Origin of the sequence: Mangrovibacterium lignilyticum (assembly GCF_010882175.1) — a bacterium.
Classification (GTDB): domain Bacteria; phylum Bacteroidota; class Bacteroidia; order Bacteroidales; family Prolixibacteraceae; genus Mangrovibacterium; species Mangrovibacterium lignilyticum.
Genome location: NZ_WKLH01000002.1, coordinates 947197 through 963828, shown reverse-complemented (window position 1 = coordinate 963828; position 16632 = coordinate 947197). Strand labels below are relative to the sequence as shown.

The window sequence follows — 16632 nt, the reverse complement described above, 5'->3', positions numbered from 1 at the left end:
GTTTGGACTGCGATTAAATTGAATTGTAGTTAAGGTGAGTTCCGAAGACAAATTTGTCAATTGAACTGATCCCAAATGATGTTATAATGAATGCATAATAATGCTTCTCATTTTTGGTGGTGTATCGTTATACAAAGCAGCCGTCAAAGTTGGCATATATTTGCCCTGCTACTGCGCGAATCCCCGTTTGCGACAGGCAAGCTTTCGCGTGGTATTTAGTGGGATTACAAAAGGATCTGTTCCGGTAGGTCATCGCGTGTCTTATGACCCGATACAGAATTGTCGGAAGATTTGGAAAAAGTTATCCTTCGTAAATTCTTACATTTGCGGTCGATAAACAATTTAAACTCGTGCATCAAGAGCCTTTTATAGCCTTCAAGTCAGCTGTCAGCCATTTGGTTGTTCCGGAACAATTTCCCTATTTGTACACCTACGAACCGCATCCGTTGTGTCGCATCGCAGCAGATGAATTGCAGGAAAAGATTTGTCGAAACCCCGAATGGAATAAACGCTTTGGCCTGGAGGGCGAACAAGGCGGAGTCGGGAAGATGTTTGGTGTTTTAGTGGTGCAACAACAAGAAGGCACCCTTGGCTACCTGGCAGGCTTTTCGGGTGCTATTGCGGGCAGTAATAATTACCCGGGTTTTGTTCCTCCTGTTTTTGATTTGCTGAATCCTAAAGGCTTTTTCAAACAAGGCGAGATTAAGCTGAACGAGATCAATGCAGCGATCGAGCAATTAGAGAACAGCAACGGTTTGCAAACGGCTAAAAATCAGTTAAACCTTGCAACAGAAGCATTGGAACAATTGCAAACCGATTGGAAAGCCCGAATGAAAGCCGGTAAAAAAGAACGGAAAAGGCAGCGCCACGAAGCAGCGGAAAGCCTGGAAGGAGAAGCCCTTGAAGATTGTTTCGAAGAGTTGAACCGTGCGAGCCAGTTAGAGAAGATGGCTTATAAGAAAGCAATGGCAGAACAAAAAAGGGAGGTTGAGCTGGCGCAGAAAATATGGACAAGCTTACTGGAGCCGTTGGAGGCTTTGAAGGAACAACGAAAAGTGAAGTCGGCACAACTGCAGTTTGAAATCTTTGATCAGTTCCGGCTGCTGAATGACAAGGCGGAGGTGAAAACGGTTCCGGAAATCTTTCGGGAACTGGGAGAAGACACTCCGCCGGCAGGTGCCGGAGATTGTGCCGGTCCAAAGCTGTTGCAGTTTGCTTTTCAGCAAAAGTTAAAACCTATAGCGATGGCTGAGTTTTGGTGGGGAGCATCGCCAAAGTCGGAGATCCGGAAACACAAACAATTTTATCCGCCCTGCCGCAGCAAATGTGCGCCCATCATGCAACACATGCTCAAACACCTCGATATGGAAACGGATCCGTTGCACGGGGAAATCTACCAGCCCCGCGAGTTGGAGATGATCTTTGAGGACGATTGGTTGATGGTAGTCAATAAGCCGGAGCAGTTTCTTTCTGTTCCCGGGAAAGAAATCACCGACTCGGTATTGCAGCGGATAAAACAGATGAGGCCCGAAGCTGAAGGTCCTTTGCTGGTTCATCGGCTCGATATGTCAACATCAGGAATACTCCTGGTTGCCAAAGATCAGCTAACACACAAAGCACTGCAAAGTCAGTTCATCAAACGAACCACCCGTAAACGTTATGTGGCTATCCTGGATGGTTTGGTACAAGAAGATCGGGGAGTGATTGATTTACCCATTCGCGTTGATCTGGATAACCGTCCCCGACAACTGGTTTGTTACGAGCATGGCAAATCGGCTCGTACAAAATGGGAAGTAATCAGTCGGGAGAACGGGAAAACACGCATTCATTTTTACCCGGTTACTGGGCGTACTCACCAACTTCGGGTACATGCTGCCCATCCTAACGGCTTAAACACTCCAATTATGGGCGACGAACTTTACGGCATAGCTGCCGATCGTTTATATCTTCATGCTGAATACATCGGGATCATTCACCCCCAATCGGGCGCGAAAATGGAATTTACGATTCCTGCTCCTTTTTGATTTTAGAAACTAAGCAGCCTGTTACATTTGATGCGTTCAGAGGCCTAAAAAACACCCCAAATGTGGATACAACATTTGAGGTGCTTTTCAATTTCCGGACTTTCAAAAAAAAAGCAAATTGACCGTTTAATCTCCCTTCCGTTTACTGAACCGAAACCTGCACGTCAACCGGATTGATCAGGGTATTGAATACCGGAGACTGTTTGGCGAAGTTTAGCAATTGTTCCTTTTCTTCGTCGCTCGCACCTTCGATGTTGAATTTAACACGAATCTGGCTGAATTCTTTCTGAACACCGGGATCCATTCCAAGAAATCCCTGAAGATCGATATCTCCCTCGATACTGGAAGAAACACCGGATACTTCAATTCCCTTTCCGGCGGCCAGCAAAACCATTGCCGTTGTCATACAGGCCAGCAAACCATGCAGCAGTACTTCGCCTGGATTGGCGCCTTTGTTTTCACCCAATAATACAGGAGGTTCATCGTTGTCGTAAACAAAAGGCGTTTCGCGTGATGTGTCTTCCTGGCAAGCGCCATAAAATCCCTGGATATAGCTGCGATTGTGTCCGCCTGAGATCCAGTTGTTTTTTGCACGTAGTTCGAATTTCGCGATTTCAGGATTGCCCTGAATGGCAGTTACTGTGTTCATGATTCCTTCTGCACTGAAGCCGTTGATCATCTTTACTGTTGTTTCCATTTTAATTATTTTTTAGGTTAAAAATCAAGTAACAATGCAAAGATACAGGCGACCAACGCCATGGGGATAGACACCTTAGCTCATAAAATATGCAAAAAAGGCCAAATGATCTTTTTCTTGAAATTTGTGTCGGATTTCGATTTAGAGAAACACGGATATTCAGAATGACTGGGCTTTAACTGAACGGTACCGAAGAGGAGTACAGTTAAATTTTTGCTTGAAAACACGAATAAAACTTGAGGGTTCTTCGAATCCGCTTTCAAATGCAATTTGGCCGACCGGTTTATCTGAAGTTAAAAGAAGGTGTGACGCAAAATCGAGTCTTTTTTGCGTTAGCCATTTACCCGGCGATGAATTAAAAGTTGCTTTAAACAGTCGTTTAAACGAGCTTAAACTTGTATTGCACAGTTTTGCAAATTCTTCCAGCTTCAGGTTATAGGCAAAATTCTCTTCCATTACCTGTCTCAGTTGTGTACTCTGATCCATGTTGAGCGAATTCAGGTATTTGGCTACATTTTTATGCAAAGGACGGGTGAAAATATTCAATAGCAGTTCTTCGAATTTATGGACCAGCAAATTCTTGTCAGGAACAAAATCGCCTCCCAGAAAAATTGCGAGGGAATTGATATAGGACTCCAAATATTCATCAAGCTGGATCCGGATTACGGAATCTATTTCAGCGTTTTCTCCGGCGACCCGATGAATCGCATCTGAAAATCGGGTCATAAAGTTTTTGATGAATTCGTCCGGGATAAAGACCATCAAGGCACAATAATCTTCATCGAAATACTGGTGAACCAGGTTGGCGCCTTTTTTTACAAATAATGAGTCTCCCGTTTGTACGACATATTCATTATAAATGCTTTTCCACATTTTTTTGCCGCTGGTCACAAAGACAAAATAATTTGTATCCGACCAAATGCCTGCTTTGGTTTCTTCAACCACACACCTGTACTCAACAAACAGCAAGTCGTCTATTACCAGCTTTTTGTAGTATTTATTGTTTTTGATATAGGAATACAGGTCAATCATTTATGGAAACACTAATTTTTTATCGCGGGCATTATTTAAAATGTCGGTTCCAAACTATTTTGAAATTCCGTGAGCATACAAGATCGTATTATTAAATAAAAAAGAAGGACGATTTGTTCATTTGGGTGGAACGCAAAACGCCGGATAGCCTAACAAGGCCACCTGGCACTCTTCTTTACTTCCAACGTGCCCACCGGATTGTTTCATGACTTTGTTTCGCAGATTCATAAGCGATCGTTCTTCTGAATATATTTTGGGGAAATTTCGTAAATTGAAGAAAACAAAAAACAATTTGAACACATCATAGACAATGGTGGCTTGCAGGTGTTTTTTAAACCCAATATGGCGAGGAGAGAGCACTTCGAACCAAAGAACGATAATAAACAAGCCCCTTGAGTTTAATACAGGAGAAATGAAATGACACTTGAAGATTTAGGATATAATTTGGAGTTGGAAAACTATCGAAAGAATCAGAATCTTGATTCATTTGGAGTGGCACGGGTTATATCGGAGCATAAAGAAAGATACCTTGTAAAAAACGCTGAAAAAGAATATGATGCTGAGATCCTTGGGAATTTACGCTATACCGCACAAAGCAGGTCTGATTTTGCAGCTGTTGGCGATTGGGTCGCCATTTCCGAATATGATGAAAATAAAGTGCTAATTCATGCTGTCTTTCCACGGAAAACAATTATCGAACGTCATGCAGTCGGAAAACAGGGCGAGAAGCAAATTATAGCGACAAATATTGATTTTGCATTCATTGTTCAAGCTGTTGACAGGGATTTTAACATCAACCGGATCGAAAGATACCTGACCATTTGTAATACTTCGAAAGTAAAACCAATTATCATTCTGAATAAAATCGATTTGGTAAATGAGGCCGAATTAACAAGCTTGATCGGCAGTGTTCAGGAAAGGATAATGAAGGTGCCACTATTTGCCATAAGTAATGAATCTCAAAAAGGGATTGAGCAACTGCAAGAGATGATCGAAAAGGGCAAAACGTATTGTTTGTTAGGCTCATCGGGTGTGGGGAAATCCACTTTGCTAAACAATCTTTTGGGCAAGCATTGGATGAGGACAAATGCAATAAGTGAAAGCTCAAACAGAGGCAGGCATGTTACGAGTCATCGGGAATTGCAGGTTCTTGAAAATGGCGGGATTTTAATTGATAATCCGGGAATGAGAGAAGTCGGAATTGCAGATGCTACAGGCGGATTAGAAATGACATTTGCAACAATCGTCGAACAATCAAAGGGCTGTAAATTTAAAGATTGCACTCATACAACAGAGACAGGTTGTGCCGTTATCGCAGCGGTAGAAAGAGGTGAAATCGATAAGTCGTCCTACGAAAATTACTTAAAAATGGAACGGGAAAAAGAACATTTTGAATCGACTATTGCTGAGAAACGAAAGAAAGACAAGGATTTCGGGAAAATGGTGAAGAGCTATAAGAAAGATAATTACAAAAAGTACTAAGAGTGACATTGTGCATAAGTTATGGCTGCAATTCGACTTCCACGACAGTTCCCCGGGGCGGTAGCAAACAGCAACCAAAAACACCCCCGTTCCCAAGCGAGGGTGAGGAGAAAACGGTTACCTGAGGGTGTTCAACCCTTACTCTTTATTTCATACTTTCTTTATGCCGGAAGCAACTCACCAAATGATCATTCACCATTCCGGTCGCTTGCATGTGGGCATAAATAATGGTGCTCCCCACGAACTTGAAGCCTCGCTTTTTCATGTTTTTGCTGATTTGATCCGAGATCGCTGTTGTGGCAGGAACTTCCTTAAAACTGGTGTAATGGTTCACAACAGGTTTATGCCCGACAAATTCCCAGATGTATTTGGAAAAGGAACCGAATTCTTTTTGAACCTCCAAAAACCGTTGTGCATTGGTAATACTGGCTGCTATTTTCAAACGATTGCGCACAAGCCCTGCGTTTTGCATTAGTTCGTCGAACTTTCTTTCATCGTAGCGTGCCACTTTCTCCGGATCGAAATCGTCGTAGGCCTTCCGGTAGTTCTCCCGTTTCTTCAAAACCGTATGCCAACTCAGTCCGGCCTGTACTCCTTCCAAAATCAAAAATTCAAACAACACCCGATCGTCATAAACCGGTACTCCCCATTCCTGATCGTGATACGCACGGTACAAGTCATCCTTCAAACACCACTCACATCGATTTTCCATGTTCTGCTAATTGTTAAAAATTCGAAATCAAGATAAAAATACTTAAAACAGCTGATACCGGGCTAAAATATTATTTTTGCTCTTCGTAAATTGTCCACCCTATGAAATTTAAAATATTCGTTGTTTTCATTCTTCTGAGCACTGTCGCTTCGGCACAGTTGAACATCAACCACTATATCCGGGTTGGGCAAACCCGTATTTCGATTGGAAATTATGTGGGAGCGATTGAAAACTTCAACATTGTGATCAAGTTTAAGCCGCAATTGCCAGAGCCCTATTTTTTAAGGGGATTGGCGAAGCATCAGCTGGATGACTTCCGGGGAGCGATTGCTGATTATAATGAAGCCCTGAAAATAAAACCGTATTACCCCGATGCCTACATCAACCGGGGATTGGCTCACTTGTCGCTACATGAGTATGCCGATGCCATCGCCGATTATAACAGTGCCTTGGAGCTTTCGCCACGCAATGCCGGAATATATAATAACCGGGGGATTGCGAAAATTTCGATGAAAGACGTTGACGGAGCCATTGCCGATTACGACAAAGCACTGGAGGAGAATCCCAACTTTGTAAATGGTTACATTAACCGAAGCAACGCCAATATTGTGAAAGGCGATTTAAAGGAAGCCATCCGCGACTTAAACCGGGCGATCGTTATCCGGCCTCATTATGCCAGCGCTTATTTGTTGCGGGGTTTGGCTCGTTTCGAAATGGATGACTTTGCAGCGGCTTTGCGCGATTTTGACCAGACCATTAAGCTGGACGCTCAAAATGCTTATGCGTATAACAACCGGGGGATTGTGAAGCAACGTTTGGAGGATTACCAGGGAGCCATTATGGATTACGACCTGGCCTTGCAGTTGGACCCGACCATGCCGAACGCTTATTTCAACCGGGGGATTGCCAAAGAAGCACTTGGCTTGCCGGGCTATGAAGAAGATTACCGCATAGCGGCGAAACTGGATCCGAAACTGGATATCAAACGTCGTCCGACCGAAGAAGAATACTACGCTCAGCTGCAACAACAAAAACAGCAGCAGCAACAGGGCCAAAGTCAGAATCAAGGTCAGGGCCAAACACAAACACAGGGACAGGCACAAAACAACAACCAACAGCAAGCACAGGCCAATGCGCAAGGTCAGCAAGCGGATAATAAGCCGAAGGATGAAGAAGCCGAACGCGAACGTCGTCGTTTCAGACTTTCACTGGCCGATACGCGTAACATCCCGAATTACGACGAGGAGGTTGATGACGGACGTATTCAGAATAAAAATGTGATCATTGAGCTTCAAAGTATTTTCCGCATTGCTTCGTTCAGCGAAAACGCGGTGAACTACGAACGACTTCAATATTACAATATGGCTTTGGAAGAGTTGAATAAATACAACAACTACACGCCACAAATGACCATTACAAATCACGAAACCAGTGATTTTACCGATAGTTTCCGGAATAACATTCTTTACTTCAACGAAAAGATAAAAGCCAACCCATCGTCGGAAAACTACCTGAGTCGGGGGATTTTCGAGTTCCTCACCAATCGGTATAATGAAGCGATGGATGATTTCAACCAAAGTTTGAAGGAGGATAATAAAAGTCTGATGGCTTATTTCAGCCGGGCAAATTGTAAGGTGAAGATGGTTGAATTGCTGGAGTCTGTGCCGGATTTATCGCAGGATATGACTATTGCGATGAATGACGACGCGAACAACCAGACGGTTAAAAAGGAGTTCCTGAATGATTATAAAGATATTCTGAACGATTACGAAAACTGTATCAAGCTAAAATCGTCCTTCCCGTTCGTTTACTACAACAAAGCGTATATTTTGTGTAAATTGGGAAAATACGACGAGGCGATGGGGAACCTGGATAAAGCCATTGAGTTGCAGCCCGATTTTGCTGAAGCCTATTTCAACCGCGGGTTGACGCGCATCTATCTCGATGATGTTAACGGTGGTGCAATCGATTTGAGTAAAGCCGGCGAGTTGGGTATCGAGGAAGCTTATAACATTATAAAACGCTATTGTAATTAACGCATATAATTTCTCTCTTTCGAAAAATGAACCGCAAAGGACAAGCATAATCCTTTTAGAACGATTGCTTTGGCGGGGTTCATCGGACCACTGAGATACAAACTAAAAAACACATGAAAGATCCAAAAACGTTGAATAACCATGAACTGCTCGAAAAGATGGCCAAACACAGAACAAGAGCTTTCTTTGCCGTGATGTCCGTTTTCGCATGTATGGCAATTATCATCATTTATAAATTGCATTTCCTGTTTATTCTGGTTGTCGTTGTTCCCTTTTTGCTTGTTGCCCGCGGCTTTTATAAACATTATAACGAAGTACAACGCAGACACCTGGGATAATGAGTCAACAACCACTGGCAGAACGCTTGCGTCCGAAAACATTAGACGATTATATCGGTCAGGAACACCTTGTCGGACAGGGAGCCGTTTTGCGCAAAATGATTGAGTCGGGAAATATCTCATCGCTGATTTTGTGGGGACCTCCAGGGGTGGGAAAAACAACCCTGGCTAAAATTATTGCCAACACTCTTGACAGGCCTTTCCATATTTTAAGCGCTATTAGTTCGGGGGTGAAAGATGTTCGGGAGGTGATTGAAAAAGCACAAAAGCAGCAATTTTTCAATCGCAAGAATCCAATTCTGTTTATCGACGAAATTCATCGTTTTAGCAAAGCACAGCAAGATTCGCTGCTGGGAGCAGTCGAACAGGGCTTGGTAACTCTGATTGGTGCCACAACTGAAAATCCGTCTTTTGAGGTAATCTCTCCGTTGCTGTCGCGTTGCCAGGTTTATATCCTGAAACATTTGGAGAAAGCCGATTTGTTGCGTTTGCTGGATAATGCCTTTGTCAAAGACGTTGAGCTCAAGCAGAAACAAGTTGATTTGAAAGAATATGAAGCGCTGCTTCGGTTTTCAGGTGGTGATGCGCGTAAGCTGTTAAATGTATTGGAGCTGGTCATCAACGCTGAAGAAAACAACCAAGTTGAAATTACCAACGAGAAGGTGACCAAACGCCTTCAAAACAACTTAGCCACTTACGACAAGAAGGGCGAAATGCATTACGACATCATTTCGGCCTTTATTAAAAGTATTCGGGGTAGCGATCCCGATGCGGCTGTCTATTGGTTGGCACGAATGCTTGAAGGGGGTGAAGATGTGAAATTCATTGCCCGGCGCTTGTTGATTTTATCGGCCGAAGATGTTGGCTTGGCAAATCCCAATGCTTTGCTGCTGGCTCAGAATACCTTTGATGCCGTTCATAAAATCGGGATGCCCGAAGCCCGGATCATTCTTTCGGAATGTGTAATTTACCTGGCGACTTCACCCAAAAGCAATTCGGCTTACGAAGCAATCAATAAAGCCATGCAAATGGTTCAGCGAACCGGCGATCTTCCCGTTCCCCTGCCTATCCGCAATGCACCCACTAAGCTGATGAAAGAATTGGGTTACGGTAAGGAATACAAATATTCGCATGCTTACGACGGCAATTTTGCTGAGCAAGACTTTCTGCCTGAGCAAATTAAGAAAGAGCATTTCTACGTGCCGCAAAACAATGCGTCGGAACTAAAGATTCTGGAACGGCTCAAGAATTGGTGGAAGAAACGTTATTGATGCTTGTGTTTAATGCACACATTGGTGACAGAAGCTATCGTTTTAAGAATATTTTTATAGATTTATGCCCAATGAAATTGGGAATGGGAAGCGAAACGACACGAGATCAATCCAGTGTTTGGATCAAACGGTTGCAGCAAGGTGATCTGCAATCTTTCGATATAGTGTATAAGCAATATAGCCAACGGTTGTATGGTTTTGCATTTTCCATTCTGAAAAATCATGAAGACTCCAAAGAAATTGTGCAGGAGACCTTTCTGAAGTTGTGGAATACAAGGGAAAAGTTAAAGAGCGATCAATCGCTGAAAGCCTACCTGTTTAAAATCTCTTACAATATCTCGATTGACCTGATTCGGTTTCGGCTTAAAAATGAGAAGTATTTCAATTACCTGAAGCTTCACTTTTCGGAAGACGCGGGAGATGTTGAAAGCCTGGCCGATTTTAATGCCTTAACCGAGGAGTTACAGAAGATTACTGATGAATTCCCGGAACAACGTAGAAAAATATTCCGGATGAGTCGGGAAGAGGGATTAACTCACGCGCAAATTGCGGAGAAACTGGGTATATCACCCAAGACGGTTGAAAACCACATTAACCTGGCCCTTAAAACTGTACGAAAAAAATTAAGTAACGGAAATTTCGGAACGCTTTTATTTTCAGCTCTTTTCTTTTAGTTGTCATCCTTTTTTCAATAAAAAGTGTTTTTTTTTCATTTTCCATTGGGGGCTAAGTCTTAGTTCTCCGTAATACCTTTGAACTTCGATAAAAAACAGTAATGTTTTGCTGAAGTTCTTAATACGGTATTTAAATGGATAAATCAGAGAACATAGGCTTACTCATCGAAAAATATCTGAATGATCAGTGTTCAGTGACCGAACTAGAAACGGTGGCGGAGATTTTTAAGTCAGATGAATATCGGAAGAAATTGCAACCGCTCCTTTCCGATTATTGGAATAACACGCCATCTTTTAGGAATGAAATTGCTGAAAACGAATTGGGACAGATGCTAGACTCTATTCATCACCAAATAAACATAGAACGAGCAACTAAAAGGCCTTTTGTTAGGCAGTTGTATTTATATGCTTACAAAGCTGCAGCTATCTTATTTATTCCGTTGTTGATTTTCTCGGTGTGGCAAGTTGTTTCCAATTCAAGCATCTTGGGCGAACGGTATCTTACGCTGGAAACACCGATGGGATCGAAGATGAAAACGACCTTACCCGATGGAACTGAAGTCTGGCAGAATGCCGGGACTACTTTAAAATATCCAACTGATTTTTCAGAAAGAAATCGGGAAGTAATCCTGGTTGGAGAAGCATATTTTCATGTAACATCGGATGAAGCACATCCATTCCATGTTAAAACAGCTGAAGGAACGGTAACCGTAACCGGAACCCGATTCAACGTCTCTAATTATGACACAGACGATAATTATTCGGTTGTATTGGAAGAAGGAAAGGTGAGTTTTACACCCAAAGGCGCGTCTGGTGAGATCCGCCTGAAACCATCGGAACAAATTGTATTACACAAAAAAAGCGGTCAACTGGAAAAGAGGAATATTGATGCAGAGAAGTTCACTTCGTGGAAAGACGGGAAATTGATTTTCAGAAATGATCCGCTCGAAGAAATAGTGACCCGATTGAATCGTTGGTACAATGCTGATATCAAGATCGCTGACCCGGACAAAAAGCTAAAAGATTACACGTTTACAATGACTGTTCAGCAAGAAACGGTTGAACAAGTGCTGCAGTATATCACACAAGCTTCCGGGTTAAAATTAAAACAGGAAGAAATTAAGTCAAATGGATCAGTGATAAAAACCAAATATGAAATTTCAAAACAAGATTATGAAATGAGATAAAAGGTGTTGAAAAATCAACAAGGGAAGATGCTGGCACATCCTCCCTTAAGGTTGAAAAAAATACAACTTGAGAATTTAAATTGTTTAATTCAAACCATTACAAAACTATGGAAAAAATTCGTAAAAGGTTTGGCCCTGGGTTATATTATCCCATGGTCGCTAAATTTATGAGACGTATGAAACTAACTATTGTATGCTTGCTACTCCTCGCAGGACAGGTGTTGGCAATTGATTCTTATTCTCAGACGACCCGAATTTCGGTCAATATGCGCAACTCTACAGTGAAAGATGTGTTGATGCATATTGAAAAAAGCAGTGATTACTTTTTCTTGTACAGTAATAAGTTCATCGATGTTGATAGACGAGTTGATGTGAACCTGAATGAAAGTAATATCACAGAAGTATTGGACGAAGTTTTTCGCGGGGTTAATGTGAAGTATGACATTAAAGATCGTCAGATTATTTTGAGCCCTGATACTGAAAACGGGGAGGCAAAGAATTATTTCTTTCAACAACCCACAGAAGTAAAAGGTACTGTTTTAGATGAAGATGGTAACCCTGTTCCCGGAGCCACTGTGGTTTTGAAAGGAACAACGAAGGGAACAGTTACGGATTTCGATGGTAAATTCACGATTAGTGTTAGCGGCGAAAATCCAATGTTGGTTATTTCGTTTGTAGGAATGGAACCGACTGAAGTAGCTTATACCGGACAAGGTACATTGGACGTTACGTTGAAATCGAGTACAATTGGGCTCGACGAAGTTGTAGCAATTGGTTACGGTTCTGTTAAAAAGGCTGACTTGACCGGATCTGTTTCTTCTGTTGATCATGCGAAATTGGAGAAAGCAAATAAAGTTGATGCAATTTCAGCTCTTGAGGGACAGACAGCAGGGGTTTTTATTCAGCGCACTGATAACAAACCTGGTTCGGGAGGCTTTAATATTCGTATTCGTGGTGCGAGTACAATCAACTCAAACCAAACGGCAGACCAAGGGGGATACAGCCCGGGACAAAACCCACTTTTCATTGTTGATGGTATTTTCGTTGATGATATTTCATTCCTAAACCCTGCGGATATTGAACGTATGGATGTGTTGAAAGATGCTTCTGCGACAGCTATTTACGGTTCGAGAGGTAGTAGTGGTGTTATCTTAATAGAAACGAAAAAGGGTAAAGAAGGGTCATTGAAAGTAACATACAACGGCTACGTAGGAACAAAACAGGCTTACCATTTACCACCAATGATGGATGCGAATGGCTATGTTCAGATTGTTAAGGATGCTGTTGTTGGAAACCAGTATGCAGCAGGAAACCTGGATTACTCAATCGATGATGTTGTTATGTCAGACGTGTTTGATGCTGAAGAGTTGGAAAATATTGCAAACGGCGTGAATACCGACTGGGTTGACCTGATTCTGGTTAATGGCTTTCAGACAAACCATACCGTTAATTTGAATGGAGGAACAGAAAAAACACTTTACTCTGCGGGTTTAGGTTATACTAAAGATAACGGAACAATTGAAGGGGAGGACTTTAAACGATACAATATCAGAGGTAGTTTGTCTTCAGACCTGGCTGATTGGTTCAACTTTAGTATCAGTAACTATACAACTATTGGCATTCAAAATACCGGAAGTTGGGAAGCATTTCGTAGTGCCTATCGGTTAAAGCCAATTGGTCGCCCTTACAATGATGACGGTTCATTACGTTACTATGCTTTGGCAAAAGAAACTCAAATTACGAACCCGTTATTTGAAGCTGATAACATCACTAAGCAAACAAAATATTTGCAGTGGCTTGGAGATATTGCAATTAAGTTAACCCCTGCAAAAGGTTTGACGTTTACCTCTAAATTCTCTCCAAATATTAAGTATACACGTTACGGCGAATACCGTGGACTGTATTCGAAAGCGGTAAGTGGGAATGTTTCTAACAGAAGAGCCCAGGTGAATAACTTTAATTATTTCTCTTACTCATGGGATAACATTTTTAACTACAAGTTTACAAAAGATGTTCATAGTTTGGATGTTACAGCGGTAGTGTCAAGATTCTCAGAGCAATCTGAAGGATATTATACCCAAGTGAGAAACTTCACTACTGACGATTATCTTTTCCACAATTTAGGAGCCGGCTTAAGTATTAATGACGTTTCAAGTGATTATTCAAAACAAACGTTGGAATCGTACACTGGCCGTTTAAGCTATAGCCTGATGGATCGGTATCTGTTAACTGCTACAGGTCGTTACGACGGTTCGTCAATACTCTCAAAAGAAAATAAATGGGCTTTCTTTCCATCTGTAGCTTTTGCATGGAAAATGATGGAGGAAAATTTCATGAAGAGTCAGGATGTTTTGTCCAATGCCAAGTTGAGATTAAGTTACGGACAAACTGGTAATAATGGACAAGGAGGAGGATTAGGCCCGCTGGCATCTCAGTCATTGTTGGGAAGTAGTGCAACTAATTTAGGTGACGCTTCTGTATCAACTGCTTATGTTACCGGATTGGCGAACAAAGATCTGACTTGGGAGAAAACGACTGAGATCAACCTGGGAATTGACTATGGATTCTTAAATAACCGGGTGTTCGGTTCAATTGATGTTTACAACAGAAAAACCACCGGCATTATCTTTTATACACCGCTGCCAACTGTAACCGGTTATAGTGGAACATATGATAACGTAGGGGAATCGACCAATAAAGGGATCGAGATTGGTTTAAATACCGTGAATATTGATCGAGCTGATTTCAAATGGACAACAAATTTCAATTTTGCAACCAATAAAAACAAGATTGATAAACTATATGGTGATTTGGATGAAATCATTTTCAACGTATCCGGTACAAATTTGATCCACAAAGTTGGAGAATCAATTGGTTCTGTTTATGACTACGAATTTGATGGTATCTGGCAACTCGATGAAGTGACCGAGGCTGCCAAATACGGACAAACTCCCGGTCAGGTAAGAGTTAAAGATTTAAACAATGATGGTGCAATTACTCCTGACGGAGACCGGAAAGTAATTGGTCAGGTTACTCCCAAGTGGACCGGAGGTATTTCAAGCAATATGGAATATAAGAATTTCGATTTCTCATTCTCTTTGATTATGAGTTATGGAAATAAGATGTTGAGTAATTTCCATAGTTCGGCATCGTTCCCATGGGATGGCGACCCATCAAGAATGTTTAACGCCTATGATGTGAATTACTGGACTCCAACAAATCAAATAAACAGCTGGTATCAGCCAGGTAATGGTGGTTCATATCAAAATGCTGTCAAATACAAGGATATCTCTTACACAAAGGTTGGATACATTACTGTAGGGTACAAATTGCCTTCCAGCATCTTAAACAGAATGCATGTTGATGGTTTAAGAATTTATACCACAGTGCAGAATCCGTTCATCTTTACTTCTTATGACGGATGGGATCCTGAGAGTGCAGGTAGAAATACTTGGGGAGCTGCATTTATGTCACGCACATATATGGCAGGTATTAGTTTAAACTTTTAACTACCAATAAATGAAATTAAAAATGAAATATATTAATTCTAAAATATTAGGAATACTGTTAGCTGCCGGTGTGTTAGTTACCGGTTGCGAGAGTTACCTTGAGGAAGAAAACTATACTTCGTTAACGATTGAGACTGCGAAAAGCAATTCTGAAACCTTTGACCAGTTAGTTGCTTATGTATATGAAATTTCCAGAGAAACAACGACTCATTACACTTCTGACATGTACTATTCGTTGGAAGATCTGGGAACTGACATTGTTACCCGCGGCTCCGCGGTTTCCGGTACCAGTGATATAAACGACTATGTAAATTTCAACTCTCAAAACTGGAATGTTAGTGTTTATTGGACTAATGAATATGGCATTATTGCTGCGGCCAATGTCGCAATAGACAATGCTGAAGAGATTCTGAATTTGGATGAAGACGTTAAAGCAGTAGGTCTGGGTGAAGCTAAATTCTTCAGAGCGATGTCGTACTTCAATTTGGTTGAGAATTTTGGTGGCGTACCATTGGTTTTGAACCAGGTAACTACTGCCGAAACAAACTATGTGCGTGCTTCAGAACAGGAAGTGTACACCCAAATTGTTGCGGATCTGGAAGATGCCTTGGCTGCAGTGCCATCAAGCCCGGATGCATACGGACGCGTTTCAAAGGACGCCGTAAGACATCTTTTGTCAAAAGTTTTATTGACCAGAGGTTACAAGTCATTTGGTGCAAGTACCGATTTTACCCAAGCAGCTTCTTTGGCTGAAACAGTAATTTCAAATCACGATTTGGTTGGGTCTTTCGAAGACTTGGTAAGTATTGATAACCAGCGTAACTCGGAGGTTGTATTTGCCTATTTGTTTGGATCGAACTCGGTTAGCAGAGGTTGGGGTAACTCAAAACACATGATGTATAAATTCCGGTTCTTCGATTATCCGGGGCTGTCGAGAACAGTAAAAGGTCTTGGACCAATGCCTACTCCCTTCTACTACTCTTTGTTTAGCGACGATGACGAACGTGCTGACGCTACATTTGCCAGAGTTCTTTATGCGACAGAAGATTATGAGGCTACAGTTGGAGGAGAAACAAGGTATATGACCGTTGGAGACACTGCCATGTATTTTCCTAAAGTAGCATGGACAGATGCCGAAAAATCAGCTGTTCCTTATAAAGTGATTAACCCGGACGAGTATTTGACAAGTGATGGTGTGACAACAGTTCATTATCCGATGTTTAAGAAGTTTGATGACCCTGGTGTAACCTTCACTCAGCCTGATCAAGAATCTCAGGGCGAAAGAGATATGGTAGTGATGAGAAGTGGTGAGGCTTACCTGGTTGCAGCAGAAGCTTACCTGGAATCATCCAATAGCACCAAAGCTGCTCAGTTGCTTACTGAATTGCGCTCCAGAGCAGGATTAACAGCAGCTGTTGCTGCGGGAGATGTTACGCTTGATTTAATTCTTGACGAAAGGGCCCGCGAGTTAACCGGAGAGGCAAATCGCTGGCTGGATCTGAAGAGAACAGGAAAGTTGATCGAACGTACTTTAGCGCATAATCCACATGCTGCGTTAAATAATGCGCTTGAAGCAAAGCACCTTTTAAGACCAATTCCTCAGACAGAGATCGACAATAGTGGCGGAACTATTACGCAAAATACAGGTTATTAATAAGATCCAAAATACA

12 protein-coding genes are annotated in these 16632 nt (G+C 41.9%); 9 read left to right on the top strand and 3 right to left on the bottom strand.

Going from position 1 to position 16632, the window contains the following annotated elements; genetic code table 11:
* Positions 1-350 precede the first annotated feature (350 nt).
* On the top strand, positions 351-2024 hold the full coding sequence (locus tag GJV22_RS11075; RefSeq protein WP_163713030.1) for an RluA family pseudouridine synthase: 1674 nt from the start codon (positions 351-353) through the stop codon (positions 2022-2024).
* A 142-nt stretch (positions 2025-2166) separates the two neighbouring features.
* Here the strand turns inward: GJV22_RS11075 and GJV22_RS11070 are convergent, their stop codons facing one another.
* Positions 2167-2721, bottom strand: a complete 555-nt coding sequence (locus GJV22_RS11070) for an OsmC family protein (protein ID WP_163713027.1) — start codon at positions 2719-2721, stop codon at positions 2167-2169.
* 159 nt (positions 2722-2880) lie between these two features.
* Positions 2881-3753, bottom strand: a complete 873-nt coding sequence (locus tag GJV22_RS11065; protein WP_163713023.1) for a helix-turn-helix domain-containing protein — start codon at positions 3751-3753, stop codon at positions 2881-2883.
* Positions 3754-4170: 417 nt separating this feature from the next.
* Between GJV22_RS11065 and rsgA the strand changes: the two genes are divergently transcribed.
* Positions 4171-5235 (top strand): ribosome small subunit-dependent GTPase A, encoded by a 1065-nt coding sequence (rsgA, locus tag GJV22_RS11060; RefSeq protein WP_163713019.1) that lies wholly within the window; start codon positions 4171-4173, stop codon positions 5233-5235.
* A gap of 145 nt (positions 5236-5380) precedes the next feature.
* On the opposite strand, the gene GJV22_RS11055 is transcribed toward rsgA, so the two are convergent.
* Positions 5381-5947 carry a DNA-3-methyladenine glycosylase I gene (locus GJV22_RS11055; RefSeq protein ID WP_163713016.1) on the bottom strand — a complete coding sequence of 189 codons (567 nt, stop codon included), beginning with the start codon at positions 5945-5947 and terminating at the stop codon, positions 5381-5383.
* A gap of 101 nt (positions 5948-6048) precedes the next feature.
* On the opposite strand from GJV22_RS11055, the gene GJV22_RS11050 reads away from it, so the two are divergent.
* From GJV22_RS11050 to GJV22_RS11015, 7 genes are all read left to right on the top strand, one after another.
* Positions 6049-7983 (top strand): tetratricopeptide repeat protein, encoded by a 1935-nt coding sequence (locus GJV22_RS11050; protein WP_163713013.1) that lies wholly within the window; start codon positions 6049-6051, stop codon positions 7981-7983.
* 113 nt (positions 7984-8096) lie between these two features.
* Positions 8097-8321, top strand: a complete 225-nt coding sequence (locus GJV22_RS11045; RefSeq protein ID WP_163713010.1) for a hypothetical protein — start codon at positions 8097-8099, stop codon at positions 8319-8321.
* Positions 8321-9592: a replication-associated recombination protein A gene (locus GJV22_RS11040; protein ID WP_163713007.1), complete on the top strand. Its 1272-nt coding sequence runs from the start codon at positions 8321-8323 to the stop codon at positions 9590-9592. The genes GJV22_RS11045 and GJV22_RS11040 overlap by 1 nt, the downstream gene beginning before the upstream one ends.
* A gap of 71 nt (positions 9593-9663) precedes the next feature.
* Positions 9664-10266, top strand: a complete 603-nt coding sequence (locus GJV22_RS11035) for an RNA polymerase sigma factor (protein ID WP_163713004.1) — start codon at positions 9664-9666, stop codon at positions 10264-10266.
* A 134-nt stretch (positions 10267-10400) separates the two neighbouring features.
* Positions 10401-11453, top strand: coding sequence for a FecR family protein (locus GJV22_RS11030; RefSeq protein WP_163713003.1), 1053 nt, complete (start codon positions 10401-10403; stop codon positions 11451-11453).
* Between the two features lie 176 nt (positions 11454-11629).
* Entirely contained in the window at positions 11630-14962 is a 3333-nt protein-coding gene (locus GJV22_RS11020) for a TonB-dependent receptor (RefSeq protein WP_205461839.1), read from the top strand.
* A gap of 22 nt (positions 14963-14984) precedes the next feature.
* On the top strand, positions 14985-16616 hold the full coding sequence (locus GJV22_RS11015; RefSeq protein WP_163712997.1) for a RagB/SusD family nutrient uptake outer membrane protein: 1632 nt from the start codon (positions 14985-14987) through the stop codon (positions 16614-16616).
* Positions 16617-16632 lie beyond the last annotated feature (16 nt).